This window comes from Stenotrophomonas sp. TWI169 (assembly GCF_039674705.1).
Classification (GTDB): domain Bacteria; phylum Pseudomonadota; class Gammaproteobacteria; order Xanthomonadales; family Xanthomonadaceae; genus Stenotrophomonas; species Stenotrophomonas maltophilia_P.
In genome coordinates, this window is sequence record NZ_JBDJOB010000019.1 from 1 (window position 1) to 23,783 (window position 23,783).

Consider the following 23,783-nt stretch of genomic DNA (forward strand, 5'->3'; position numbering starts at 1 on the left):
GCGGGGGACGGCGTGACTACGTCCCTGTAGCCTCGGTCGCGCCATCCATGGCGCTCACGCCCCCGCAACCGGACCCACCCCGCCAACCCACGGACAGTCCGCTTTTGACGTTGATGTTGCTTCGGTGGGTGCAGGGCGCAGCCCTGCCGGACACCCTCCCTCGTGCACAATGGCCCGACCCCGTCCGGATGCCGTCCCGATGTCGAGCAAGCCGTATTCAGAAGCCTGCGAACGCAACCGCGAACCGATCGCTGCCGCGCTCGATCCGTGGATGGGCGACCGCCACCGGGTACTGGAGATCGGCAGCGGCACCGGCCAGCACGCCGTGTTCTTCGCCGAACGCTGGCCCTGGCTGCGCTGGCAGCCCAGTGATCACCCGGACCATCTGCCGGGTATCGAGGCGTGGCGCGCCGAGGCGGCACTGCTGAACCTGCTGCCGCCGGTGGCGCTGCAGGTGGAACTGGCACCGGCAGCAGGGCTGTCGCTGCCGGTGGGCAGCCTGTTCGACGCCGCATTCAGTGCCAATACGCTGCACATCATGAGCTGGGAGCACGTGCAGGCGCTGTTTGCCGCGTTGCCGTCGGTGCTGCGACACGGCGCACTGCTGGCGGTGTATGGCCCCTTCAACTACGGCGGCCGCTACACCAGTGACAGCAATGCGCGGTTCGATGAGTGGCTGAAGGCGCGGGATCCGCGCAGCGGCATCCGCGATGCGGAGGCCGTGCAGGCGCTGGCCGCGGAAGGCGGCTTCACCCGCCTGCGCGATGTGGCGATGCCGGCCAACAACCGCCTGTTGGTGTGGCGGTTGGGCTAGGCAACCGCCGCGGCTGACGGTGGCCGGCGCTGCTCCGGCTTACGCCACCTGCACGATATGCAGCGCCTTCGGGTTGCGCCACTGCGCCAGCAGCGCAGCTTCCCGCGCCTTGGCGCTCTCCACATGCGCTTCCTTGACGTGGCCGAAGCCGCGGATGTGCTCGGGGATGCTGGCGATCTCCACGGCCAACGCCAGGCGACCGTCATCCAGCCCGTCCAGCAGCAGCTGCACAGTGGCTTCGTAGTCGCCGATCAGCTTGCGCTCCATGCGGCGCTCGGCAGTGCGGCCGAACACATCGAAGGCACCGCCCCGCAGGAACTTCAGCTTCGCCAGCAGGCCGAACGCCTTGAACATCCACGGACCGTACTCCTTCTTCTGCAGCCGGCCCTGTTCATCCTTCTTCGCGAACAGCGGCGGCGCCAGATGGAAGCGCAGCTGGTAGTCACCCTCGAACTGCTGCTGCAGCCGGCGCTGGAAATCACCGCTGGTGTAAAGGCGGGCGACTTCGTATTCGTCCTTGTAGGCCATCAGCTTGAACAGATAGCGGGCCACGGTCTCGGTCAGCGCGGTCGAGCCGCCGATGCGCTCGCGTTCGGCGGCGCGCACGCGTTCGACCACGCTGCGGTAGCGATCGGCGTAGGCGGCGTCCTGGTAGTCGACCAGGAACGCGGCGCGGCGTTCGATCATTTCATCCAGCGAGCGCGACAGGCGCGCGTCGTCCAGCGGCAGGAAGGCAACCTCGCCGCCATGCGAGGGCAGGCCACGCAGTTCGCGTTCGTCGCCGGTGTTGCGTGGCGCAGCGGTGGCACCCCACTCGTTGCCTTCCCACTCGCCCGGTGGCAGGGGATGCAGCGGGCCCGGCGTGGATTCGGTATCAGTATGGCGGTTGCGCACCAGGCCGGCGGCCTCCTGCACGGCCTGCGGATCGATCGCCGCCAGCCGGCCCCAGGCGAAGGCCTGCTGGTTCATCGCCACCGCCGCGCCGTTGAGCTCGATGGCACGCATCAGCGATTCGAACGACAGCGGCACCAGGCCCTGCTGCCAGGCGTAGCCGAGGATGAACAGGTTCGCGGCGATCGCATCGCCCAGCAGCGCCGTGGCCAGTTGGGTGGCATCGAGCAGCAGCGGCTCATCGCCGCCCAGCGCCACGCGCACGCCAGCGATGATGTCGGCCGCCGGGAACTGCATGTCGGGACGGGTGGTGAACGTGCCCGGCATCGCTTCGTAGGTGTTGAGCACGACCTGCGAGCGGCCCGCGCGCACCTTCGACAGTGCCCAGTAATCGTTGACCACCACCATGTCGCAGCCCAGTACGAGGTCGGCCTCACCGGCGGCGATGCGCACGGCGTGGATGTCCTCCGGCCGGCGTGCGATGCGGATGTGGGTGGTCACCGCGCCGCCCTTCTGCGCCAGGCCGGTCTGGTCGAGCACCGTGGCGCCCTTGCCCTCCAGGTGGCCGGCCATGCCCAGCAACGCGCCGATGGTGACCACGCCGGTACCGCCCACGCCGGTAATGAGGATGTTCCAGGGCTGCTCCAGGCTGCCGCGCACCGTCGGCGCCGGTAGGTTGTCCAGCAGGGACGATGCATCGCGCCGGTTGCCCTTTCGCGGCTTCCCGCCATGCACCGTGACGAAACTCGGGCAGAAGCCATTCACGCACGAGTAGTCCTTGTTGCAGTTGGACTGGTCGATCTCGCGCTTGCGCCCGAACTCGGTTTCCTTCGGCAGCACCGAGACGCAGAAGCTCTTCTTGCCACAGTCGCCGCAGCCCTCGCAGACCAGCGAGTTGATCATCACGCGCTTGGCGGGATCTTCCAGCTTGCCGCGCTTGCGGCGCCGCCGCTTCTCGGTGGCGCAGGTCTGTTCGTAGATCAGGATCGAGACCCCCTTCACCTCGCGCAGGCGCTTCTGCACCTCGTCCAGCGCGCTGCGGTCGTGGAACTCGACGTCACTGGGGAAATGCTCGCGCTGGCGGGTCCACTTGGCGATGTCGTCGGACAGCACCACGATGGTGTGGATGCCTTCGGCGCGCATCTGCCGGGCGATATCCGGCACGCTGAGCGGGCCATCCACCGGCTGGCCACCGGTCATCGCCACCGCATCGTTGTAGAGGATCTTGTAGGTGATGTTGACGCCGGCCGCGATTGCCTGGCGGATCGCCAGCGAGCCGCTGTGGAAATAGGTGCCGTCGCCCAGATTCTGGAACACGTGCGGGGTATCGGTGAACGGCGCCTGCCCTGCCCAGGTCACGCCTTCGCCACCCATGTGGGTGAACGTGTCGGTGCTGCGGTCCATCCAGGTCACCATGTAATGGCAACCGATGCCGGCCAACGCACGTGAACCGTCCGGCACCGTGGTGGAGGTGTTGTGCGGGCAGCCCGAGCAGTAGTGCGGTACGCGCGGGAAGCTGGCGCGCGGCAACGCGAGCTCGGCCTCCTTCTGCTGCATCCACTGCAGGCGCTGTTCGATCGACTCGTTGTTGAAGAACCGCTGGATGCGCCGGCCGATCACGCCGGCGATGGTGGCCGGGGTCAGCTCGCCGGTGGACGGCAGGATCCATTCACCGGCTTCGTCGTACTTGCCGACGATGGACGGGCGCGGGCCCCAGCTGGCCGGCCAGTTGAAGAACTGCTCCTTCATCTGCCGCTCGATGAAGGCGCGCTTCTCCTCCACCACGATGATGTCGTCCAGGCCCTGCGCGAAGCGGGCGATGCCTTCCGGCTCCAGCGGCCAGGTCATGCCGACCTTGTAGACGCGGATGCCGATGTCGGCGCAGGCGGCCTCGTCCAGGCCCAGGTACTCCAGTGCCTGCAGCACATCCAGGTAGCTTTTGCCGGTGGTGACGATGCCCAGCCGTGCACGCGGCGCGTCCATCACCACCCGGTCGATGCCGTTGGCGCGGGCGAAGGCCTGCGCGGCCTTCACGGCATAGCGGTGCAGGCGCATCTCCTGGTCCAGCGGCGGGTCCGGCCAACGGATGTTGAGGCCGCCGGCCGGCATCGGGAAGTCGTCCGGCAGCACGATGCGACGCGCCAGCGGATCCACGTCGACCGATGCCGACGATTCCACCGTCTCGGCGATGGTCTTGAAGCCGACCCAGCGCCCGGTATACCGGCTCATCGCCCAGCCGAGCAGGCCCATGTCGAGAATGTCCTGCACGCCCGCCGGATTCAGCACCGGCATCATCGCGCTGACGAATTCATCCTCGCTGCCGTGCGGCAGGGTGGAGCTGCGGCAGGCATGGTCATCGGCCGCCAGCGCCAGCACGCCGCCATGACGGGACGTGCCTGCCGCATTGGCGTGCTTGAAGACGTCGCCGCAGCGGTCCACGCCCGGGCCCTTGCCGTACCACATGCCGAACACGCCCTGTACGTTGGCGCCGGGGAACAGGTTGGTCTGCTGGGTACCCCAGACCATGGTGGCGCCCAGGTCCTCGTTCAGGCCCGGGGTGAACTTCACCCGCGCGGCCTCCAGGTGCGTGCGGGCGCGCCACAGCTCCAGATCGAAGCCGCCCAGGGGGCTGCCGCGGTAGCCGCTGATGAACCCCGCGCTGTCGATGCCTTCGGCGGCATCCCGCAGCCGCTGCATCAGCGGCAGCCGCACCAGCGCCTGCACCCCGCTCAGGTAGATCCGTCCCTCGTTGCGGGTGTACTTGTGATCGAGCGTGTAATCACGGTCGATCAGGTCGGCGGAAGAGGGCGAGGTGAGTTGCGCGGTACTGGTCATGGCTGGCCCGGTCAGGATCGGCTGGCACCGGCCGCGTGCAGGCACGCGACGGGGAAGGCGCGAATTGTAGCAGTGAGGCCACGCAGGCCCCGGCACTCGCGCCGGCGGCCATGCTGCGGTTAGGATCAGGAGGAGAGAGAGGGGCTGCGGTCGCAGCCCGGGGGAAGAAGGAATGTCAGTGGCAGTAAAGATCCTGACCGGCATCCTGCTGGTCTCGGGGGCGGCCTCCGCGTGGGCGGCGCCGGTATTGCCGGCGCCACAGGAGTTCTATTTCGACAACGATGCCGCGGCTGCGCCGATGGTGGTCGTGCAGCAGTCGCAGGGCGATGCCCTGGTGGCGCAGCTGCTCAAGCAGCGCGAGCGTGGCCGGCGCGTGGTGGAAGCGACCGTGCAGCTGGCCTCGGTGGCGATCGCGCAGGGCCGTACCGAACTTGGCGAGCAGCTGTACCGCGAAGCATTGAAGGATGCCCCGGTGCAGAGCAGCGTCGGTCGCGGCGTACGCTGGAACTATGGTTGGGACCTGCTGCGGCAGGGGCAGCCGGAGGCCGCGCTGGAGCAGTGGCAGGCCGCCGCCGGCAGTACGCTCAGCAAGCCGAGCTGGTTGCCGCCAAGCTACGCGTTGGCACTGTGGCGCCTGGGGCAGAAGGAGCAGGCAGTGCAGTGGTACGCCGCTGCCGTGCGCACCGAACCGTCGCAGTGGAGCGACAGCAGCCGCTACGCGCAGCTGCTGCCGCAGTGGCGCGAGGACGAGCGCGCGTCGCTGGCCGAAGTACAGCAGGCCTGGGCTGCCGCGCCGCCGGCCTGGCCCTGAGGGCAGGCGTGGTGCCGGGGTGCACCCGGCACCTGCAGAGGGCAACAGCCTGCGCCGCGGGTGGCAGACCGCTCAGTCGTCCGCAGACACCGTGCGACCCGACGCCCACTCGCGCAACGCCGCCACCTGCTCGGCCATCAGCACCGACAAGGGCCGTGTCGCCCGGATCTCGCCCATCAGCGTTTCGGTATCCAGCGGCCGGTTCTCGGCATGGGCCGCATACAGCCCGGCCACGATGGCCTGCTCGATCTCCGCACCGGAGAACCCGTTGGACGCTGCGGCAAGCGCCGGCAGCGCGAAGTCGTCCGCAGTGAGCTGGCGTCGCCCCAGGTGCAGGCGCAGCAGTTCCACCCGCACCTCGGGCGAGGGCAGGTCAACGAAGAAGATCTCGTCGAAGCGTCCCTTGCGCAGCAGCTCCGCGGGCAGCTCATGCACCTGGTTGGCGGTAGCGACGATGAACACCGGCGCCTTGCGTTCGGCCATCCAGGTCAGCAGGTAGCCAAGCACGCGGCGCGATACCCCACCGTCGTCGCCACCACTGGCCAGGCCCTTCTCGATCTCGTCCATCCACAGCACGCAGGGCGCCAGCTGCTCGGCCGAGGCCAGGGCCTGGCGCAGGTTGGACTCGGTCTCGCCGTGGTACTTGTTGTACAGCGCGCCCACGTCCAGGCGCAGCAGCGGTACGCCGAACCCGGCGGCGGTGGCCTTGGCCAGCATCGACTTGCCGCAGCCCTGCACGCCCAGCAACAGCATGCCGCGCGGTGGATCCAGCCCTGCCGGTGCCGAGCCGGCGATGAACGCGACACGGCGCTGGTTGATCCAGCGCTTGAGCCGGTTGGCGCCGGCCACGTCGCCGAAGCGCGCGCTGTCATGCTCGAAGAACAGGTGGCCGCTGCGGTTGAGCAGCTCGAACTTCAGCCGCGCCAGCTGCGGCAGGTCGTCGTCGCGCAGCGCACCGTCGGCGTAGATGAGCTGCCGGGCGATGCGCCGGGCGTCGACCAGGCTCAGGCCCTGCAGGTTCTTCAGGATCTTCTTCACCGCCTCGCTGTCGACCTCCACGCGGCGGCCACCGTGCTCGCGTGCATAGGCATCGGCCTCTTCGCGCAGCATCTTCAGCAGTGCATTGGCGTCGGGCAGGCGCGGGTTGAAGCGCACCGCCAGGGCTTCCAGTTCGGCCGGCAGCTCGACCTTGGCGCCGATCAGCACCAGCACATGGGGTTCGCTGTGGCGGCGCTGGATCAGGTCGCGCAGCGCGCGCTGGTGGCTGGCATAGCCCAGATAGGGATGGAAATCGAGCAGCAGGTACACCCCGCGCTGGTCGGCCTGGCGGATCATCTGCAGCGCCGCGCTGGCATCGGGCGGTCCGACCGGCGCATCCTCGCTGTCCAGATCGATGCGGCGCAGGCCCTCGGTGATCGACCAGCGGTGCAGGGCCCGCCATACATGCATCAGTGTCTGCCGGAACAGCTCGACGATGCGGCCCTCGTCCTGGGTCTCCACCACGATCAGGGGGGTGTTGGCGCGGATCAGCGCGCTCAGGTCCTGCAGTTCGCTCATGCGGGTTCGATCCTTCGGGGGCGCCACCATAGCAAAGCCGATGCCGACAGGTTCAGCGCGGCTCTACCTCCCGTCACCATCGCCGGTGTACGCTCGGGGCACGTACCCGGAAGCGAGGCTGGCATGAAGACGATCCTGGTGGCCGGTTCCAAGGGCGGGGTGGGCAAGACCACCGTCGCCACCCACCTGGCCGCGTACGCGGCATTGCAGGGCAAGGCCACGGTGATCGCCGATGCCGACCCGCAGGGCTCCAGCACCTGCTGGGCACAGCGCCGCGCCGGCCTGGAAAGCGCGGTGCTGCCGATCGACGTGTACCGGAAGAAGCAATGGGCGCAGAAGCTGCCCGATGGCACCGAGACCGTCATCATCGATGCGCCTGCCGGCGCGTTGGCCGACGATATCCCCCATTTCCTTGATGCCGCCGATGCAGTGGTGGTGCCGGTGCTGCCCTCGGCGCTGGACATCGAAGCCATCGTCGGCTTCCTCAACAGCCTGGCCCAGGTGCCGCGCGTGCACAGCCGCAAGCTGCCGGTGGGGCTGGTGCTCAACCGCACCAAGCCCTGGACCCAGACCTCGCAGCAGGCGCTGCAGATGCTGGCCGAATGGCCGTACCCGGTGGTCGCACAGCTGCGCGACAGCCAGAGCTACGTGGTCATGACCGGCCTGGGCCGCAGCCTGTTCGACTATCGCTCCGCCCAGGTGCGCGAGCACCAGGCCGACTGGGAACCTCTGCTGTCCTGGCTGAAGCTGTGACCGTTCACGCCTGGGCCCTTGCTCCACTCCCCGATTCCATGGATATCCGCGATGCGTGAACTGATCCTGCTGCGCCATGCCCACGCCGAACCGGCCACCCCGGGCCAGGCCGACCTCGACCGGCCCCTGTCGCCGGTCGGGCTTGCCGAAGCCGAAGCCGCCGGCCGCTGGCTGAAGGAGAACAAGCTGCTGCCGGATTGCGTGCTGTGCTCGCCTGCGCGGCGGACCCGCGAAACCCTGGAAGCGGTGATGGCGGCCATCGGCTATGTCGAAAAGCGCCTGGAAGACCGCATCTACGAAGCCACCCCGGGCACCCTGGCGGCACTGGTGGATGAACGCCGCGATCTCGACCGTGTGCTGGTCGTGGGCCACAACCCCGGCCTGGAACGGCTGGTGGCCCTGATGACCGAAGGCAGCAGCAGCGATTACCGCGGCATGCCGCCGGCCGGCATCGCGGTGCTCGGCTTCCCGCGCGAAGCGGCGATCGAGCCGGGCGTGGCCAGCCTGAACGCCTTCTGGTGGCCGTGAGCCGATGAGCCTGCGGTGGCCCGGCCGCTGCCTGTTGCCCCTGCTGCTGGCACTCGCCCCGGCCTGGGCGGGCGTGCCCCAGCCAACCACGTTGCCTCCGGTGCGCGCCGATGGCCCCCGCGTGCTGCTGCTCGACAGCCAGCATTCGCGCATCGGCTTCGAAGTACGCACCCGCTTCGGGCAGCGCATCGAGGGGGTGTTCCCGCAGTTCGAGGGGCGCATCGAGGTGCTCTCCGACGGCCGCCACCAGGTGCACCTGAAGATGTTCACCCGGTCGGTGGAGATTCCCGGCAAGGCCCGCTACACCGGCTGGATGCGGGGCGAGGAGTTCTTCGACGCCGGGCGGCACCCCATGGTGGAGTTCGATTCGCTGCCCTACTGGCCCGACACGGTGGCCGAAGGCGGCGACATCGAAGGCCGTCTGACCCTGCGCGGGGTCAGCCATCCTGAATCGCTGCGGGTCGAGAAGGCGCAGTGCGCCCGACCCGGCTATGATTGCGACGTCGTCAGCCGCGGTACCGTGCAGCGAGGCCGGTATGGCATGGACAGCTGGCAGCTTGCCTTGAGTGACCGAGTGACCTTCGTATTGCGAGCGCGCCTGAGCGAGGCGCCGAAACCGTGAATCTGCTGCTGCGGGTGCTGGCGCTGGCAACGGTGTTGCTTGGCAGTGGCTGTGCGTCGCTGTCGCACGCCGAGCGCGACCGTGCCGAAGCGATTGCCGTGCAGGCGCGCTCCACCGAGGTCGAGTGCCAGCGTGCCGACCGCTGCGCGCAGGAGTCGCCGCTGCGCGCGCTCGCTGGCCGCGCATTCAGCGAGTCCACCGAAACCCGTCCCCGTCATTACGCCACCCTGCTGGACGAGGGGGAGGGCGCACTGGTCGCGCGCCTGAACCTGTTGCGCAGTGCCACCCGCAGCATCGATCTGCAGACCTATATCTTCGACAAGGACGACAGTGCCCGGCTGGTCATCGATGAACTGCTCGCCGCCTCGAAGCGGGGAGTGAAGGTGCGGCTGCTGATCGACCAGCTCTCGGCCATCTCCGACCTGCAGATTCTCGGCGCCCTGTCCGGCGCCCACGAGAACTTCCAGCTGCGGGTGTACAACCCGACCTTCGGCAAGGCGCGGCTGAACTACTTCGACTATGCCGGCAGCGTGCTGTGCTGTTTCCGCCGCTTCAACCAGCGCATGCACAACAAGCTGCTGGTGATTGATGACGCAATCGGCGTGGTTGGCGGCCGCAACTACCAGGACGACTATTACGACTGGGACCGCGAGTACAACTTCCGTGATCGCGACGTATTGATCGCCGGCCCGGAAGCGCGTGAGATGGCGGCCAATTTCGATGCATTCTGGCGCGCCCGCCGCAGCGTGCCGGCCGAACGCCTGAACGACGTCGGACGTACGCTGCTGCGCGAGGGCGTGCCGGCCCTGCCGCCCGCCACCTTCCGCCGTCCCGAGCGGGTGCAGCGGGTCAGCGCGGAGGCCAACGACATGGACTTCGTCACCCGCTCTTTCGTCGACACCGCGTTGCCGGTGGCGTCGGTGCGCTACGTCGCCGACCTGCCGCGAAAGCATCGGCGCGAAAAGGTCGATGCGCCGCTGGCCAGCCAGCACGTCACCGAGCCACAGCTCGACGCACTGATCGCCAGCGCGCAGCACGAAGTGATCCTGCAGACGCCGTACCTGGTGCTGTCCAAACCCGCGCAGACATTGTTCCGCGATCTGCGCAAGCGTCCGCAGCCGCCGCGCGTGCTGGTGTCCACCAACAGCCTGGCGGCCACCGACAACCCGATCGTCTACGCGCTGTCGTACAAGTACAAGCGGCGCAACATGCGTGAGCTGGGCTTCAACATCTTCGAATACAAACCGTTCCCGCTCGATGCGCCGGTCGACTACCGCAACCTGCTGCCGGACCCGATCGAGGCGCCGCCGGGCCAGGACAGTGGCGGACGCAATCCGCTGATCGGCGGCAGCGCTGCCGGCAGCAATGCCCGCAGCGGCGGCACGTCCTCCGCCACCGACGCCACCGCCACCACGAGTGGCGCCGACGAAGCGCCGGCGGTTTTCCGCCCCCGCACCGGCAGCGCCTACGAGAATGCGCGGGCGCGCCGCCGCGCCGCCGGCAGTGAAGTGGAAACGCGTCTGCTGCGCACCGAGACGCGGCCCTCGTTCCTGGGCAGCAAGGCGGTCAACAAGCCGCTGCCTGTGACCCGCAAGGGTGCGCGCATGGGGTTGCACGCGAAGTCGCTGGTGGTCGACCGCCGCATCGGCGTGGTCGGCACCCACAACTTCGATCCGCGCAGCGAGAACTACAACACCGAAGGTGCGGTTATCATCGACGATCCGGTGTTCGCCGAGCAGCTGGCACAGAGCATCCTGCGCGACATCCACCCGCAGAACTCCTGGACGGTCGCGCCACGCGCCAAGCCGCCGGTGCTGTCCGGGCTCAACTACAGCGTCGGCAAGGCCTCCGAGGCGCTGCCGATCCTCGATTTCTGGCCGTGGCGCTACGCCACCGACTACGAGTTCAAGCCGGGTCCGGACTGCCCGCAGCCGCTGCCCCGGCATAGCCCGGACTTCCACCAGTGCTACGTCGCCGTGGGCGACTTCCCCGAAGTCAACGTCGGACCGAAGTGGTTGCTGGTACGCATGCTGACCGCATTCGGCGCCGGCCTCGTCCCCATCCTCTGAAGGTGCCCGCATGACCCAGGTGTTCCGCGAAGCCGTATCCCTCGAGCAGCTCAACGCGCTCAGCCGCAACACGGCCATCGCGTCGCTGGGCATCGTCTTCAGCGCTGCCGGTGAAGACTGGCTGCAGGCCACCATGCCGGTGGACGAGCGCACCCGCCAGCCCTACGGCATCCTGCACGGCGGCGCATCGGTGGTGCTGGCCGAGACCCTGGGCAGCAGCGCGGGGAATCTGTGCGTGGAGGCCGGCAAGCAGATCTGCGTGGGCCTGGAAATCAACGCCAACCACGTGCGCGCGGTGCGTTCGGGCACCGTCACCGGTACCGCACGCGCGCTGCACGTGGGTCGCAGCACGCAGCTGTGGGAGATCCGCATCGAGGACGAGCAGGGCCGGCTGGTGTGCATCTCGCGGCTGACCCTGGCCGTGGTGGCTGCCGGCCACGGCTGAGCCCCCGGCCAGGCCCGCGACAGCGGCGGAACCCAGCGTTCCCCGCCGATTGCCCCGATCTAGCGGATTTATGGCCTGAACCAGCTGGCAGCGATGGCAGCCCTCCGGTATCGTGCGCGGATGACTTCCCCCACTCCGGCCCCCCGCGGCGGCGTGGCGCGTGTGTGCCGTTACCTGTACCGCGTACCGCTGCTGTTGGTCCACATCCTCGTGTTCCTGCCGCTCACCCTGCTGGGCATGCTCGCGCCGTGGGCGAACCTGCGCGTGGGCCAGGACCGTCTCGGTGCCAAAGTGGTGAACGCGTGGCAGGGCGGCCTGATGTGGATCTTCGGTTTCCGCCTGGTGCGCTTCGGCCAGCCGCTGCCCGGCGCGGTGCTGTTCGTCGCCAACCACGTCAGCTGGGTCGACATCAGCATCCTGCACAGCCAGCGCATGATGGGCTTCGTCGCCAAGCGCGAGATCGCCGGCTGGCCGGTGGTCGGCTGGCTGGCCGCGCGCGGCCAGACCATCTTCCACCAGCGTGGCAACACCGAGTCGCTCGGTGGGGTGATGCAGGTGATGGCCGATCGCCTGCGTGAAGGCAAGGCCGTGGGCGTGTTCCCGGAGGGGCGCACCCGCGGGGGCCACGAAGTGGGCCCGTTCCACGCCCGGATCTTCCAGGCGGCAGTCGAGACCGGTGTGCCGGTGCAGCCGGTGGCGCTGGTGTACGGAACGAAGGGCGACGCGCAGACGATCGTGGCCTTCGGCCCGGGCGAGAGTTTCTTCGCCAATTTCCTGCGCCTGCTCGGTGAGCCGGCGCGACGTGCGGAAGTGCACTTCCTGGCACCGATCGGTGCCCAGGACCTGGAAGGCCGTCGGCGCATCGCGGAGACCTCGCGCGCGCGCATCGTGGCGGCCATGAGCGGGGAGTGAGGCCGTGGTGGCCCTGGTCCCGCCACCGCCTGTCGACGCATCCGCGTCGATGCTGACTGCGGCCGATTACCAGCCGCCGCGCTGGCTGCGCAATCCCCACCTGCAGTCGATGCTCAGTTCCAGCCGCATGCGCCTGCAGCGCGGCCTGCTGCTGCTGGCCGCCACCGGCGCAGTCAGCGAGGAAATGATCCTCGATGGTGGCGAGGGCGTGCGCCTGCAGGGCTGGCACAGCCACGTCGAGGGGCGTGAGCCGCGTGGCATCGCACTGCTGCTGCATGGCTGGGAAGGCAGCGCCGAGTCCAGCTACATGCGCATGGCCGCCGCGCGCATGCTCGAGCAGGGCTTCGACGTGGTGCGGCTGAACTTCCGTGACCATGGCAACACCCATCACCTCAACCCCGGCATCTTCCATTCCAACCTGATCGACGAAGTGGTGCATGCCGCGGGCGACGTCGCCCAGCGCTGGCCGCACCTGCCGCTGGTCGCCGCTGGCTACTCGCTGGGAGGCAACTTCGTGCTGCGCCTGGCCCTGCGTGCGCCGGCAGCCGGCGTGCCGCTGCTGCGGGTGGCCTCGGTGTGCCCGGTGCTGGACCCGGCGTTGACCATGGAGAGCATCGAGAACGGCCCGGCGATGTACGACTGGTATTTCCGCCGCAAGTGGACCGTCTCGCTGCGCCGCAAGCGCGACCTGTTCCCCGAGTTGAGTGACTGCGACGATCGCGTGCTGAAGCTGGACATCCGCGCGCTGACCGCATGGCTGGTCGAGCGCCATACCACCTTCGGTTCGCTGCAGGCGTATTTCGACGGCTACTCGATTGCCGGTGATCGCCTGTCCGGGCTGCAGGTGCCGGCCGACATCCTGATGGCACAGGATGATCCGGTGATCCCGTATTCCACGTTCCGCGACTGGCAGCTGCCACGCCAGGCGCATCTGGAAACGGCGTGCTGGGGCGGTCACTGCGGTTTCCTGGAAAACTGGCGTGGTGACGGCTTCTCCGAGCGCTGGGTGGCGCAGCGCCTGCGGCGGGTTCTGCAGGCCTGAACCGGGACCGGCGCGCAGGCCGCTACAATGCGGGTTTGCCCTTGAACCGGACCGCCATGCAAGACCAGATCATCCAAGCGTTGCGCCAGAACGAGGCCGGCCAGGCCGTGCAGCTGGCCCAGGCGTGGACCCGTGACGAACCCGGCCTGGCCGCGGCCCACCGCTGGCTGGCGCTTGCGCTGCAGCAGCAGGGCAAGCCCGGCGACGCGATGGACGCCCTGCAGCAGGCGCTGCGGCTGGCCCCCGACGATGCCCAGCTGCATCTGCAGCATGCCGGCCTGCTGTTGGCGCTGCGCGAATACCAGGGCGCCGACGAGGCGCTGCTGCGTACCACCGATCTCAATCCGAACGCCTTTTCCGCCTACCTGATGCAGGCGCACCTGGCGATCGGCCGTAATGACTTCGATGAAGCCCAGCGCCTGTCGACCCTGGCCGCGCGCGTTGAACCGGATCACCCCGATCTGCTGCACATCGACGGCATGATCGCCCTGCGCCGTGACGATCCTGATCGCGCGCTGGTACTGCTGTCGCAGGCCAACCAGGCCCAGCCGAATGATCCGCGCGTGCTGTATGCACTGGGCTTTGCCTATCTGGGCAAGGACATGCTGGCATTCGCCGAGCAGGCCTTCCGCCGCGTGCTGGAGCTCAACCCGTCGCTGTCGTCCCTGCACGGGCTGGTCGTGCAGCTGGCGTTGCGGCAGGGCAATCTCGAGGCCGCCGCCGAGGCCATGCAGGTGGCGCTGCAGCAGCCAGGCATGGACCACGCATCGCTGCGGCGCCTGGCCGGTGAGCTGGCGCTGCGCAGCGGGCAGCCCTTGCAGGCGCTGGAACACCTGCTGCCGCTGCTGGAATCGCAGCCGGCAGACCGGCAGATGCTGCAGCTGCTGCTGATGTCGTGGCAGCGGCTGGGCCGCGAGGAAGAAGCACGCGCACGCCTGGATGCGGCGCTGGAAAACAACCCGCAGCTGCATGACCTGTGGCTGGCACGCCTGTCGGTGGAAGAGGTGGGCAGCGATGCGGCGGTTGCCGTGGTCGAGCGCTGGATCGAAGCGATGCCTGGCCATGTGCCCGCCCTGGAGGCGCGTCTGCGGCTGCACGATATGGCGGGTGAGCACGCACAGGCTGAAGGCATCGCAGAACGCATCGTCAGCCTCGAGCCGGGCCGTGTCAGCGCCGAGTCCCGCCTTGTCGAGGGCCTGCTGCAGCGCGACCCCGCTGCTGCCGTTGCCCGCGTGCAGGCGCTGATCGAACAGGCCGCGGAGGGCCATCGCGCTGACCTGCGCACCTGGCTGGGCGAGATCCAGGATCGCGCCGGGCAACCGGATGCCGCCCTGGCAACCTGGCTGGCGCTGCAGGCCGACCAGGCGCCGCAGCGCCTGCCGCTGCCGCCGCAGGCGAAGGCACCGCCGAGCTGGCCGGACAAGGGCAGTGTCGACGAATCCAACACGTCGGCGCCGATTTTCCTGTGGGGCGCACCGGGTTCGGGTGTGGAGCGCGTGGCGACCGGCCTGGCCGCTGCCAGCCCGGTGCTGCGCAGTGATCGCTACACCAGCAACCCGCCGGATGACGCGTTCCAGAACTACCACACGCTGCAGGACCTGGCGTCCGGCGTGCTGACGCCGGAGCGGCTGGTGCAGCGCTGGCGCGAGCAGCTGCCGGCGCGCGGCGTGCAGGGCGACACGATCATCGACTGGCTGCTGTGGTGGGACAACGCGCTGCTGTGGGCCCTGCGCCCGCAGCTGCCGCAGGGCCGCCTGCTGATCGTGCTGCGTGATCCGCGCGACATGCTGCTGGACTGGGTGGCCTATGGCGCTGCCGCGCCGCTGGCGATGACCTCGCTGGCCGAGGCCGGCGAATGGCTGGCGCGTGCGCTGGCCCAGGTCGCGACCCTGAACGAGGAAGATCTGTACCCGCATGTGCTGCTGCGGATCGATCACATCGGCAATGATGCGCAGGCAATGGCCGAGCTGCTGGGACGCCTGTTCGAGCGCCCCATGCCCGTGGCAGCCCAGCTTGGCGTGCCGCGCTTCCCGCCGGGCCACTGGCGCCACTACCGCGACGTGATGAGCGCCGCTTTCGCCCAGCTGACACCAATCGCGGTGCGCCTGGGCTACCCGGAAGAGTGAGGACCGTCCGATGAAACTGAGCAGCCACAGCCTGACCAACGGCGCACCGATCGACCGCGAATTCGCCGCCGGCGACACCGCCGGTTTCGCGCCGGACCGCAATCCCCACCTGGCCTGGAGCGATGTGCCCGAGGGCACCCGCTCGTTCGTGCTGATCTGCGTGGACCCGGATGTGCCGACGGTGCCTGACACCGTCGGCCGCAGCGATATGACCGTGCCACGCGACCAGCCGCGCTGCGACTTCGTGCACTGGGTGATGGCCGACATCCCTGCCAGCGTGCACGAGATCGCCGCGGGCAGCTGCAGCGATGGCTTCGTGGTCAAGGGCAAGGCCGCACCGGCCGGTCCGGCCGGCAGCCGGCAGGGCCTGAACGACTTCACCGGCTGGTTCGCCGGCAATCCGGACATGGCCGGTGATTACCTGGGCTACGACGGCCCGTACCCGCCGTTCAACGACGAGCGGCTGCACCGCTACTTCTTCCGTGTGTTCGCGCTGGACGTGGCCGCGCTGGCGTTGCCGGAGCGCTTCACCGCCGCGGATGTCCATCGCGCCATGCATGGCCATGTGCTGGCCGAGGCGGCGCTGCACGGCACCTACACGTTGAATCCGGCGCTGGCCTGACCGCGCAGCGTGTTTCTGCAGCGCCGGGCAGTACGCCCAGCGGCAACGAAGAAGGGCGGCCCTGCGGCCGCCCTTCTGCATGCTTACTTCTTCTCGACGGCCGACTCGACCACCATGTCCAGCACATACGCCTGCGACGGCGCATCGGCCGGCGGGTTCTTCACCTCGTAGCGCTTCACCCGCACGACGTTGCGCACGCCGTCTTCGTGGGTGTAGCCCTCGATGTTGCCGTAGAAGTTCTCGAACTTGCCCGGCTCGCCCTGCTTGAGGCCCTTGTCGTCATACTTCACCTCGCGGACCTGCAGGCACTGGTAGTCCGGGATCAGCGGGTGCGAGCACTTCTCGGTCCGGGCGGCCACTTCCAGGAACACGGTTTCGCCGGCGCCGCCATAGCGGGTTTCAGCGGTGGGTTCCGGAGCGAAGACCAGCGTGTCGCCCTGTGCGCTGGTCAGGGTCAGCATGCCGGCGGCATCCTGCTCCGCCTTCAGTTCGCCCTGCAGGCGGCTGGATACGGCCTCGTCCAGCGCCATCAGCGACTTGTCCGCGCAGGCCATCATCGTCGAGGCCATCGCGCTGACACTCAGCTTTCCGTCGGCCAGAGTGTAACCGCCACTCATGCGGTTGCAGGTATTGCTGACCGACAGGCGGCCATCGACGAAGTCCAGGGTGACCGGCTTGTCCTCACGGGCGAACAGCGCGTCGATGCGCTTGCCGTCGGCGGCCGTGGCCTTCTGCAGCCGCCAGTGCTGGCTCTGCAGGCGCTGCGCGTCCAGATGCGCCAGCGTCTGCTGGTCTGCCGCCTTGGTCGCCGCCGGGGCCACGTCGTCGCCGCCGGTTCCGGCCGGGGCCGGGGTCTGGCTGCAGGCGGCCAGCAGGGCCAGCGGGAGGAGCAGGGTGAGCTTGCGGTTCATGGTGATTCTCCTTGGGGAACCGAGGGGGAAACGGGGCGGGGCCGGCAACGGGGTTGCCGTTCCCCGCCGCTGTTCAGGTGCCGGACGGCAACCACAGCAGCAGTGCGGCACCCAGCGCGATGCGGTACAGGGCGAACGCGGTGAAGCGGTGCGATTTGATGTAGCCCAGCAGCCACTTCACTACGATGAAGCCGGTGATGACGGCGGCAACGAACGCCACGCCGACATCGGCCCAGTTCTCGCTGGCCAGTTGTCCCTTCTTGGCCAGCTCGAGGAACGCATAGGCGCTGGCGGCGAACATGGTGGGAATGCCGACCAGGAACACGAACTCGGCGGCGGCTGCGCGACGGCTCAGGCCCAGCAGCATGGCCAGGAAGATGGCCGACGCCGAGCGCGAGGTGCCGGGGAACACGCCGGCCACCACCTGTGCCAGACCGACACCGATCGCCACCGTCCAGGTGACCTGGTCGCGGTCGGGCAGGCGCGCGGTATACAGCTCCACCAGCAGCATCCAGATGCCGCCGATGATCAGCGCCCAGGCGATCGGGCTGACCGTTTCCGGAAGTTCCCAGCCGAGCAGGCGCACCGGCAGCCCGACCACGGCGGTGACCAGGAATGCCGCGCCCAGCTTGAACACGTAGTCGCGGTTCTCGCGCTGTCCCAGGCCGGTGGCCAGACTCCACAGGCGCTGGCGGAACACCAGCACCACGGCCAGGATCGCGCCGGCCTGGATGATGATGTTGAAGAAATCCGAACGTGCGCCCAGCCAATGCTGGGCGATCAGCAGGTGGCCGGTACTGGAGATCGGCAGGAATTCGGTCAAGCCTTCGAGGATGCCCAGCAGCAGGGCGGAGAGCAGGTCGGACATGGACAGTGCGGGCGCGTGCGGCGGAAGAAGGTCGAGAGGATAGACCATCCATGCCGCACCAAAGGGGTGCATCCGCGTGCCTGCGCACCCCTTTGGTGCAGGCTGTGCCGCACTGACTCAGTGCACGCTTTGTGAAATCAAGGACTTGCAGGGCGCAAAAAGTTGGCACGGTCATTGCTGTACCTCAGCAGGCATTCATTCCCATCCGAGGTCGTACCGATGTCCGTGGAAAACGTTGAGAAGCTGATCAAGGACAACCAGATCGAGTTCGTCGATCTGCGCTTTGTCGACATGCGCGGTGTCGAACAGCATGTCACCTTCCCGGTCAGCATCGTCGAAGCGTCGCTGTTCGAAGAAGGCAAGATGTTCGATGGCAGCTCGATCGCCGGCTGGAAGGGCATCAACGAATCGGACATGGTCCTGCTGCCGGATCCGTCCAGCGCCTATGTCGATCCGTTCTACGCCGATCCCACTCTGGTGATCAGCTGCGACATCCTCGATCCGGCCACCATGCAGGCCTACGGCCGCTGCCCGCGCGGCATCGCCAAGCGTGCCGAGGCCTACCTGAAGTCCTCGGGCATCGCCGAATCGGCGTTCTTCGGCCCGGAGCCGGAATTCTTCATCTTCGACTCGGTCCGTTTCGCCAATGAAATGGGCAACACCTTCTTCAAGGTCGACTCGGAAGAAGCCGCCTGGAACAGCGGCGCGAAGTACGACGGCGCCAACAGCGGCTACCGCCCGGGCGTGAAGGGCGGCTACTTCCCGGTGCCGCCGACCGACACCCTGCACGACCTGCGTGCGGAAATGTGCAAGACGCTGGAACAGGTCGGCATCGAAGTGGAAGTGCAGCACCACGAGGTGGCCACCGCCGGCCAGTGCGAGATCGGCACCAAGTTCAGCACCCTGGTGCAGAAGGCCGATGAGCTGCTGCGCATGAAGTACGTCATCAAGAACGTCGCGCACCGCAACGGCAAGACCGTCACCTTCATGCCCAAGCCGATCGTCGGCGACAACGGCAGCGGCATGCACGTGCACCAGTCGCTGTCCAAGGGCGGCGCCAACCTGTTCTCCGGCGACGGTTACGGCGGCCTGAGCCAGCTGGCGCTGTGGTACATCGGCGGCATCTTCAAGCATGCCCGCGCCATCAATGCCTTCGCCAACTCGGGCACCAACAGCTACAAGCGCCTGGTGCCGGGCTTCGAAGCACCGGTGATGCTGGCCTATTCGGCGCGCAACCGTTCGGCGTCGTGCCGCATTCCGTGGGTCTCCAACCCGAAGGCACGCCGCATCGAAATGCGCTTCCCCGATCCGATCCAGTCCGGCTACCTGACCTTCACCGCGCTGATGATGGCCGGCCTGGACGGCATCAAGAACCAGATCGACCCGGGCGCACCGAGCGACAAGGACCTGTACGACCTGCCGCCGGAAGAAGAGAAGCTGATTCCGCAGGTCTGCTCCTCGCTGGACCAGGCGCTGGAAGCGCTGGACAAGGACCGTGAGTTCCTGAAGGCCGGCGGCGTGATGAGCGATGACTTCATCGACGGCTACATCGCGCTGAAGATGCAGGAAGTGACCAAGTTCCGCGCGGCGACCCACCCGCTGGAATACCAGCTGTACTACGCCAGTTGACCGGGCGGCGATGGCGGCGGGCTTCCCCCTCCCACCCGCCGCCATCGCCTCCGATCTTTGCGGCTGGGGAGCCGCAGGGTGGGCTCCGGCCCACCGTGCTAGAGCGGACCGTGGGTCCGTTGATCCAGGGGCAAGAGAGACCGGATACGCGACATGGGCCGCCCTCCCTCCCGCGTCGGTCGTGCAAGGAGAGAGGCACGACCGTCCCGGCCCCGTTCGTGTCCGGTGCAACAGCCACGGCCATCGATGTGATGGCCCGTGGTTGCCTGATGCCATCGCGCGTTGGCGCGCTGGCCCCATCCACCATCGGGACATGCGCATGAAACTGATCTCCGCCATCATCCGACCGTTCAAGCTCGACGAGGTCCGCGAGGCCCTCTCCGATGCTGGCGTGTCGGGCATCACCGTGACCGAAGTGAAAGGCTTCGGCCGCCAGAAGGGCCATACCGAGCTGTACCGCGGCGCAGAGTACGTCGTCGATTTCCTGCCCAAGATCAAGATCGAAACCGTGGTCACCGACGAGCGCGCCGATGCGGTGATCGAGGCGATCCAATCGTCGGCAGGTACCGGCAAGATCGGTGACGGCAAGATCTTTGTCACCGCCGTCGAACAGGTCATCCGCATCCGCACCGGCGAAATCGGTGCAGACGCGCTGTAACCCCCTTCCGGAGACTCCCCCAATGAAGATGCGCCTTCTTACCGGGTGGCAAGCCCGGTTCCATCTCGTGTGCCTGCTGATGCTGCTCAGCGCGCTGGCCGCGGGCGTCTGGCCGGGCAACGCCCACGCCCAGGCCCAGGTGACACCGTTGAGCAGTGAACCGGTAGCGGTCGAGCCGCTGCAGGCACCGGCCGCCGCCGCTCCCGCGGCTGCCGAGGCTGCGGCCCCGGCCTTCGATCACGGCGACGTCGCCTGGATGCTGACCTCCACCCTGCTGGTGCTGTTGATGGTGGTGCCGGGCCTGGCCCTGTTCTACGGCGGCCTGGTGCGTTCGAAGAACGTGCTGTCCGTGCTGAGCCAGATCCTGGTGGTGTTCTCGCTGGTGCTGCTGCTGTGGGTGTCCTACGGCTACAGCGCGGTGTTCAGCGCCGGCAATCCGTTCTTCGGTTCATTCACCGAGTTCGCGTTCCTGAAGGGCTTCACGCCCGACTCGGTGGGCAACACGCCGATCGCGGGCCTGCCGGATTATCTGTTCGTCGCCTTCCAGTCGACTTTCGCCGGCATCACCACCGCGCTGATCGTCGGTGCCTTCGCCGAGCGCATCAAGTTCCGTGCGGTGCTGCTGTTCTCGGCATTGTGGTTCACCTTCAGCTACATCCCGATGGCGCATATCGTCTGGGGCGGTGGCTACCTGGGTGAGCTGGGCGCGATCGACTTCGCTGGCGGTACCGTGGTGCACATCAACGCCGGCGTTGCCGGCCTGGTCGCCGCGTGGTTCGTCGGCAAGCGCCTCGGCTACGGCCAGACCGCGCTGAAGCCGCACAACGTACCGTTCACCTACATCGGCGCGATGCTGCTGTGGGTGGGCTGGTTCGGCTTCAACGCCGGCTCCGCCGCCGCGGCCGATACCGTGGCATCGCTGGCCTTCCTCAACACCGTGCTGGCCACCGCCGCCGCAGTGCTGGGCTGGACGCTGGTGGAAGCCATCGGCAAGGGCAAGCCGTCGGCGCTGGGTGCGGCCTCCGGCGCGGTGGCCGGCCTGGTCGGCATCACGCCCGCGTGCGGCACGGTCGGGCCGCTGGGTGCCATCGTCATTGGTTTCGTCGCCGGCACCGTCTGCGTGTGGGGCGTCACCGGTCTCAAGCGGCTGCTGAAGGTGGATGACACGGCCGACGTGTTCGGCGTGCACGGCGTCGGCGGCATCGTCGGCGCGATCCTCACCGGTGTGTTCAGTGCGCAGTCGCTGGGCGGCACCAAGGCCGATCTGGATATCGGCCACCAGGTGTGGGTGCAGGTGGTCAGCGTCGGCCTGACGGTGGTCTGGTCCGCCGTGGTGACCGCGGTCATCCTGCTGCTGGTGAAGGTGGTGGTCGGCCTGCGCGTGACCGAAGAGGCCGAACGTACCGGCCTGGACGTCACCTCGCACGGCGAATCCGCGTACGAGGCCTGATGCAGGGGCGGGCGGTCCGGAAGGGCCGCCCGCACGCTGTGCAGCCGGGCCATGCCCGGCTGCGTCCGTCAGGGCACCGGCCACGCGCCGCGTGCCCCTCCATGCACGATCCATCCCGATCGCGCACAATCAGGGGCATGCACCCGATCCGCACGTCCCTGCTGCTCTCGGCCTGCCTGCTGCTGGCCGCCTGTGCGTCCGCTCCGCCGGAGCCGCGCAATCCGCTCGCGACCTGGGTGCCCTCGCCGAACCACAACGCGCGGGGTCCGGTCATCATCGTCATCCACCACACCGAACAGGATTCGGTGCAGCAGAGCCTGCGCACGCTGCGCACCGCCAACAGTGGCGGCCGGGTCAGCGCGCATTACCTGATCGGCGCCGACGGCCATCGCTACCAGCTGGTGAGCGATCAACGTCGTGCCTGGCATGCCGGCACGGGCCGATGGGGCACCATCACCGACCTCAACTCGGCGTCCATCGGCATCGAGCTGGACAACAACGGCCGCACACCCTTCAGCGCGGCGCAGATCGAATCGTTGATCGTGCTGCTGCGCGACCTCACCGCGCGCCTGGACATTCCGCCGCGGCAGGTCATCGGCCACGCCGACCTGGCGCCGACGCGCAAGCAGGATCCCAGCCGTTTCTTCCCGTGGCAGCAGCTGGCAGAGGCCGGCTTCGGCGTGTGGCCGCGTGCCAGCGATGGCCCCGCACCGGAAGGCTTCGATGCCTGGAATGCGCTGGCCCGCTTCGGTTACCCGCTGGAGGATCGGGACGCGGCGGTGGCCGCGTTCCACCGTCGATTCCGTGGCAGCGATGATCTGCCGAAGACGCTGGATGCGGAAGACGCGCGCATCCTGTACTCGCTGCTGCTGCAGACGCCGTGACCGGCAGCGCCGGGTCGGAATGCCGGTAGCGCCGGGCCATGCCCGGCGAGCGCACAGCGCGGGATCCGCTTTCCGCCGGCCATGGGCCCGCGCTACACCTGCATGAGGTTGCCGGGCCAGCACCCGCCCCACTACATTGCGACCATGATCACTGTTAAGTCGTTGCCGCACGCGCTGCTCCTCCTGCTCGGTGCAGCCCTGCTCGCCGCGTGTTCCACCACCGGCACCCGCCCAGGCACGCCTGCCGCTGCCACGCCCGCTGCGGCCACCTACGCCAGGGTTGAATGGAGTGCGCTGCCACCGGTCTCGGACAGCGACCTGCAGGCCGGCTTCGTCGCCTGGCGCAGCAGCTGCACCCGCCTGAAGAACGATGCGGTCTGGGCCAGACCCTGCGCCACAGCCGCTGCGGTTTCAGACAAGGACCCGGCCGACATCCGCCAGTTCCTGCAGCGTGATCTGGACGTCTATGCGCTGCGTGCGGGTGGCCAGCAGGCCGAAGGCCTGATCACCGGCTACTACGAGCCGATCTACCCCGGCAGCCTCAGCCGCACGGACACGGCAACAGTGCCGGTCTATGGCACCCCCGATGATCTGATCGTGGTGCAGCTGGACAGCGTCTACCCCGAACTGAAGGGCAAGCGCCTGCGCGGCCGCCTGGACGGCAAGGTACTCAAGCCCTATGACGACGCAGGCACCATCGCCGGCAAGGGTGCCAAGGCGCCGGTACTGGCCTGGCTGACCGATCCGATGGACCTGCAGCTGCTGCAGATCCAGGGCTCGGGCCGGGTTCGCCTGGCCGATGGCACGCAGGTGCGGCTGGCCTACGCCGAGCAGAACGGCCATCCCTATCGCGCGATCGGCCGCTGGCTGGTGGAGCAGGGCGAGCTGCGCAAGGAAGACGTCACCATGGACGCCATCCGCACGTGGGCGAAGGCCAATCCCGCGCGTGTTCCGGAGCTGCTGCGCAGCAATCCCAGCTACGTGTTCTTCGTGCGCAGCGCGGACAGCCCGGAAGGCCCGCGCGGTTCGTTGAACGTACCGCTGACTGCCGGCTACAGCGTTGCCGTGGATCGCACCGTGGTACCGCTGGGCAGCCTGCTGTGGCTGTCGACCACCCGTCCGGACGGTACGCCGCTGGTACGCCCGGTGGCCGCGCAGGATACCGGTGGCGCCATTGCCGGCGAAGTCCGCGCCGACCTGTACTGGGGCACCGGTGATGCCGCCGGGAAGCTGGCCGGCGACATGAAGCAGCAGGGCAGCCTGTGGATGCTGTGGCCGAAGGGCGTGGCGCTGCCGGCCCGCTGACCGCTGACCGCTGACCGCAGACCGCAGACCGGGCCGCGGCGATGCCCGCGC

Annotated in this window: 20 protein-coding genes; 16 read left to right on the forward strand and 4 right to left on the reverse strand. The window is 68.3% G+C overall.

What is annotated here, in order from left to right; all coding sequences use genetic code 11:
* Positions 1-199: 199 nt before the first annotated feature.
* Positions 200-814, forward strand: a complete 615-nt coding sequence (locus ABE543_RS14310; RefSeq protein WP_346475815.1) for a DUF938 domain-containing protein — start codon at positions 200-202, stop codon at positions 812-814.
* A 39-nt stretch (positions 815-853) separates the two neighbouring features.
* Here the strand turns inward: ABE543_RS14310 and ABE543_RS14315 are convergent, their stop codons facing one another.
* Positions 854-4,540: an indolepyruvate ferredoxin oxidoreductase family protein gene (locus ABE543_RS14315; RefSeq protein WP_193395716.1), complete on the reverse strand. Its 3,687-nt coding sequence runs from the start codon at positions 4,538-4,540 to the stop codon at positions 854-856.
* A gap of 172 nt (positions 4,541-4,712) precedes the next feature.
* Here ABE543_RS14315 and ABE543_RS14320 point away from each other — a divergent pair, with 172 nt between their 5' ends.
* Entirely contained in the window at positions 4,713-5,351 is a 639-nt protein-coding gene (locus ABE543_RS14320) for a tetratricopeptide repeat protein (RefSeq protein WP_065182080.1), read from the forward strand.
* 72 nt (positions 5,352-5,423) lie between these two features.
* Here ABE543_RS14320 and ABE543_RS14325 read toward each other — a convergent pair whose 3' ends face one another.
* Positions 5,424-6,908 (reverse strand): AAA family ATPase, encoded by a 1,485-nt coding sequence (locus tag ABE543_RS14325; RefSeq protein WP_065182079.1) that lies wholly within the window; start codon positions 6,906-6,908, stop codon positions 5,424-5,426.
* A 123-nt stretch (positions 6,909-7,031) separates the two neighbouring features.
* Here ABE543_RS14325 and ABE543_RS14330 point away from each other — a divergent pair, with 123 nt between their 5' ends.
* From ABE543_RS14330 to ABE543_RS14370, 9 genes are all read left to right on the forward strand, one after another.
* Positions 7,032-7,661 (forward strand): ParA family protein, encoded by a 630-nt coding sequence (locus ABE543_RS14330; protein ID WP_346475816.1) that lies wholly within the window; start codon positions 7,032-7,034, stop codon positions 7,659-7,661.
* 51 nt (positions 7,662-7,712) lie between these two features.
* On the forward strand, positions 7,713-8,189 hold the full coding sequence (locus ABE543_RS14335) for a histidine phosphatase family protein (protein WP_065174130.1): 477 nt from the start codon (positions 7,713-7,715) through the stop codon (positions 8,187-8,189).
* Positions 8,190-8,193: 4 nt separating this feature from the next.
* Entirely contained in the window at positions 8,194-8,811 is a 618-nt protein-coding gene (locus ABE543_RS14340; RefSeq protein WP_164152954.1) for a YceI family protein, read from the forward strand.
* Positions 8,808-10,880, forward strand: coding sequence for a phospholipase D family protein (locus tag ABE543_RS14345; RefSeq protein ID WP_346475817.1), 2,073 nt, complete (start codon positions 8,808-8,810; stop codon positions 10,878-10,880). The genes ABE543_RS14340 and ABE543_RS14345 overlap by 4 nt, the downstream gene beginning before the upstream one ends.
* Before the next feature lie 10 nt (positions 10,881-10,890).
* The gene (locus tag ABE543_RS14350) at positions 10,891-11,325 is read left to right on the forward strand and encodes a hotdog fold thioesterase (RefSeq protein ID WP_053519976.1); all 435 of its coding nucleotides are present in this window, start codon (positions 10,891-10,893) and stop codon (positions 11,323-11,325) included.
* Between the two features lie 120 nt (positions 11,326-11,445).
* Positions 11,446-12,237, forward strand: coding sequence for a lysophospholipid acyltransferase family protein (locus tag ABE543_RS14355; protein WP_053519975.1), 792 nt, complete (start codon positions 11,446-11,448; stop codon positions 12,235-12,237).
* Positions 12,238-12,244: 7 nt separating this feature from the next.
* On the forward strand, positions 12,245-13,279 hold the full coding sequence (locus ABE543_RS14360) for an alpha/beta fold hydrolase (RefSeq protein ID WP_080375346.1): 1,035 nt from the start codon (positions 12,245-12,247) through the stop codon (positions 13,277-13,279).
* A 56-nt stretch (positions 13,280-13,335) separates the two neighbouring features.
* A complete protein-coding gene (locus ABE543_RS14365) occupies positions 13,336-15,405 on the forward strand; it encodes a tetratricopeptide repeat protein (protein WP_065182076.1) in 2,070 nt (689 codons plus the stop codon).
* A gap of 10 nt (positions 15,406-15,415) precedes the next feature.
* Positions 15,416-16,027: a YbhB/YbcL family Raf kinase inhibitor-like protein gene (locus ABE543_RS14370; RefSeq protein WP_065182075.1), complete on the forward strand. Its 612-nt coding sequence runs from the start codon at positions 15,416-15,418 to the stop codon at positions 16,025-16,027.
* An 83-nt stretch (positions 16,028-16,110) separates the two neighbouring features.
* Here the strand turns inward: ABE543_RS14370 and ABE543_RS14375 are convergent, their stop codons facing one another.
* Both ABE543_RS14375 and ABE543_RS14380 read right to left on the reverse strand, forming a co-directional pair.
* On the reverse strand, positions 16,111-16,938 hold the full coding sequence (locus ABE543_RS14375) for an META and DUF4377 domain-containing protein (RefSeq protein WP_065182074.1): 828 nt from the start codon (positions 16,936-16,938) through the stop codon (positions 16,111-16,113).
* Between the two features lie 73 nt (positions 16,939-17,011).
* Positions 17,012-17,806, reverse strand: coding sequence for an undecaprenyl-diphosphate phosphatase (locus tag ABE543_RS14380; RefSeq protein WP_053520271.1), 795 nt, complete (start codon positions 17,804-17,806; stop codon positions 17,012-17,014).
* Positions 17,807-18,025: 219 nt separating this feature from the next.
* Between ABE543_RS14380 and glnA the strand changes: the two genes are divergently transcribed.
* The 5 genes from glnA to ABE543_RS14405 all read left to right on the forward strand — a co-directional run bounded on the left by glnA (position 18,026) and on the right by ABE543_RS14405 (position 23,732).
* Positions 18,026-19,435 carry a type I glutamate--ammonia ligase gene (glnA, locus tag ABE543_RS14385; protein WP_053520266.1) on the forward strand — a complete coding sequence of 470 codons (1,410 nt, stop codon included), beginning with the start codon at positions 18,026-18,028 and terminating at the stop codon, positions 19,433-19,435.
* 319 nt (positions 19,436-19,754) lie between these two features.
* Complete coding sequence (locus ABE543_RS14390; RefSeq protein WP_004134334.1) at positions 19,755-20,093, forward strand: P-II family nitrogen regulator; 339 nt, start codon at positions 19,755-19,757, stop codon at positions 20,091-20,093.
* 22 nt (positions 20,094-20,115) lie between these two features.
* Complete coding sequence (gene amt / locus ABE543_RS14395) at positions 20,116-21,543, forward strand: ammonium transporter (protein ID WP_053520267.1); 1,428 nt, start codon at positions 20,116-20,118, stop codon at positions 21,541-21,543.
* Positions 21,544-21,680: 137 nt separating this feature from the next.
* Positions 21,681-22,427 carry an N-acetylmuramoyl-L-alanine amidase gene (locus tag ABE543_RS14400; protein WP_065182073.1) on the forward strand — a complete coding sequence of 249 codons (747 nt, stop codon included), beginning with the start codon at positions 21,681-21,683 and terminating at the stop codon, positions 22,425-22,427.
* A 144-nt stretch (positions 22,428-22,571) separates the two neighbouring features.
* On the forward strand, positions 22,572-23,732 hold the full coding sequence (locus ABE543_RS14405) for an MltA domain-containing protein (protein WP_283219057.1): 1,161 nt from the start codon (positions 22,572-22,574) through the stop codon (positions 23,730-23,732).
* Positions 23,733-23,783: the final 51 nt, after the last annotated feature.

What these genes read in the sequence shown, in the direction of transcription:
- ABE543_RS14400 (WP_065182073.1), top strand. Translation starts at nt 21,681, where the DNA reads ATGCACCCGATCCGCACGTCCCTGCTGCTCTCGGCCTGCCTGCTGCTG.
- ABE543_RS14405 (WP_283219057.1), top strand. Translation starts at nt 22,572, where the DNA reads ATGATCACTGTTAAGTCGTTGCCGCACGCGCTGCTCCTCCTGCTCGGT.
- ABE543_RS14330 (WP_346475816.1), top strand. Translation starts at nt 7,032, where the DNA reads ATGAAGACGATCCTGGTGGCCGGTTCCAAGGGCGGGGTGGGCAAGACC.
- ABE543_RS14320 (WP_065182080.1), top strand. Translation starts at nt 4,713, where the DNA reads ATGTCAGTGGCAGTAAAGATCCTGACCGGCATCCTGCTGGTCTCGGGG.
- ABE543_RS14375 (WP_065182074.1), bottom strand. Translation starts at nt 16,938, where the DNA reads ATGAACCGCAAGCTCACCCTGCTCCTCCCGCTGGCCCTGCTGGCCGCC.
- ABE543_RS14390 (WP_004134334.1), top strand. Translation starts at nt 19,755, where the DNA reads ATGAAACTGATCTCCGCCATCATCCGACCGTTCAAGCTCGACGAGGTC.
- glnA (WP_053520266.1), top strand. Translation starts at nt 18,026, where the DNA reads ATGTCCGTGGAAAACGTTGAGAAGCTGATCAAGGACAACCAGATCGAG.
- ABE543_RS14350 (WP_053519976.1), top strand. Translation starts at nt 10,891, where the DNA reads ATGACCCAGGTGTTCCGCGAAGCCGTATCCCTCGAGCAGCTCAACGCG.
- ABE543_RS14355 (WP_053519975.1), top strand. Translation starts at nt 11,446, where the DNA reads ATGACTTCCCCCACTCCGGCCCCCCGCGGCGGCGTGGCGCGTGTGTGC.
- amt (WP_053520267.1), top strand. Translation starts at nt 20,116, where the DNA reads ATGAAGATGCGCCTTCTTACCGGGTGGCAAGCCCGGTTCCATCTCGTG.
- ABE543_RS14335 (WP_065174130.1), top strand. Translation starts at nt 7,713, where the DNA reads ATGCGTGAACTGATCCTGCTGCGCCATGCCCACGCCGAACCGGCCACC.
- ABE543_RS14370 (WP_065182075.1), top strand. Translation starts at nt 15,416, where the DNA reads ATGAAACTGAGCAGCCACAGCCTGACCAACGGCGCACCGATCGACCGC.
- ABE543_RS14365 (WP_065182076.1), top strand. Translation starts at nt 13,336, where the DNA reads ATGCAAGACCAGATCATCCAAGCGTTGCGCCAGAACGAGGCCGGCCAG.
- ABE543_RS14380 (WP_053520271.1), bottom strand. Translation starts at nt 17,806, where the DNA reads ATGTCCGACCTGCTCTCCGCCCTGCTGCTGGGCATCCTCGAAGGCTTG.
- ABE543_RS14315 (WP_193395716.1), bottom strand. Translation starts at nt 4,540, where the DNA reads ATGACCAGTACCGCGCAACTCACCTCGCCCTCTTCCGCCGACCTGATC.
- ABE543_RS14310 (WP_346475815.1), top strand. Translation starts at nt 200, where the DNA reads ATGTCGAGCAAGCCGTATTCAGAAGCCTGCGAACGCAACCGCGAACCG.
- ABE543_RS14325 (WP_065182079.1), bottom strand. Translation starts at nt 6,908, where the DNA reads ATGAGCGAACTGCAGGACCTGAGCGCGCTGATCCGCGCCAACACCCCC.
- ABE543_RS14340 (WP_164152954.1), top strand. Translation starts at nt 8,194, where the DNA reads ATGAGCCTGCGGTGGCCCGGCCGCTGCCTGTTGCCCCTGCTGCTGGCA.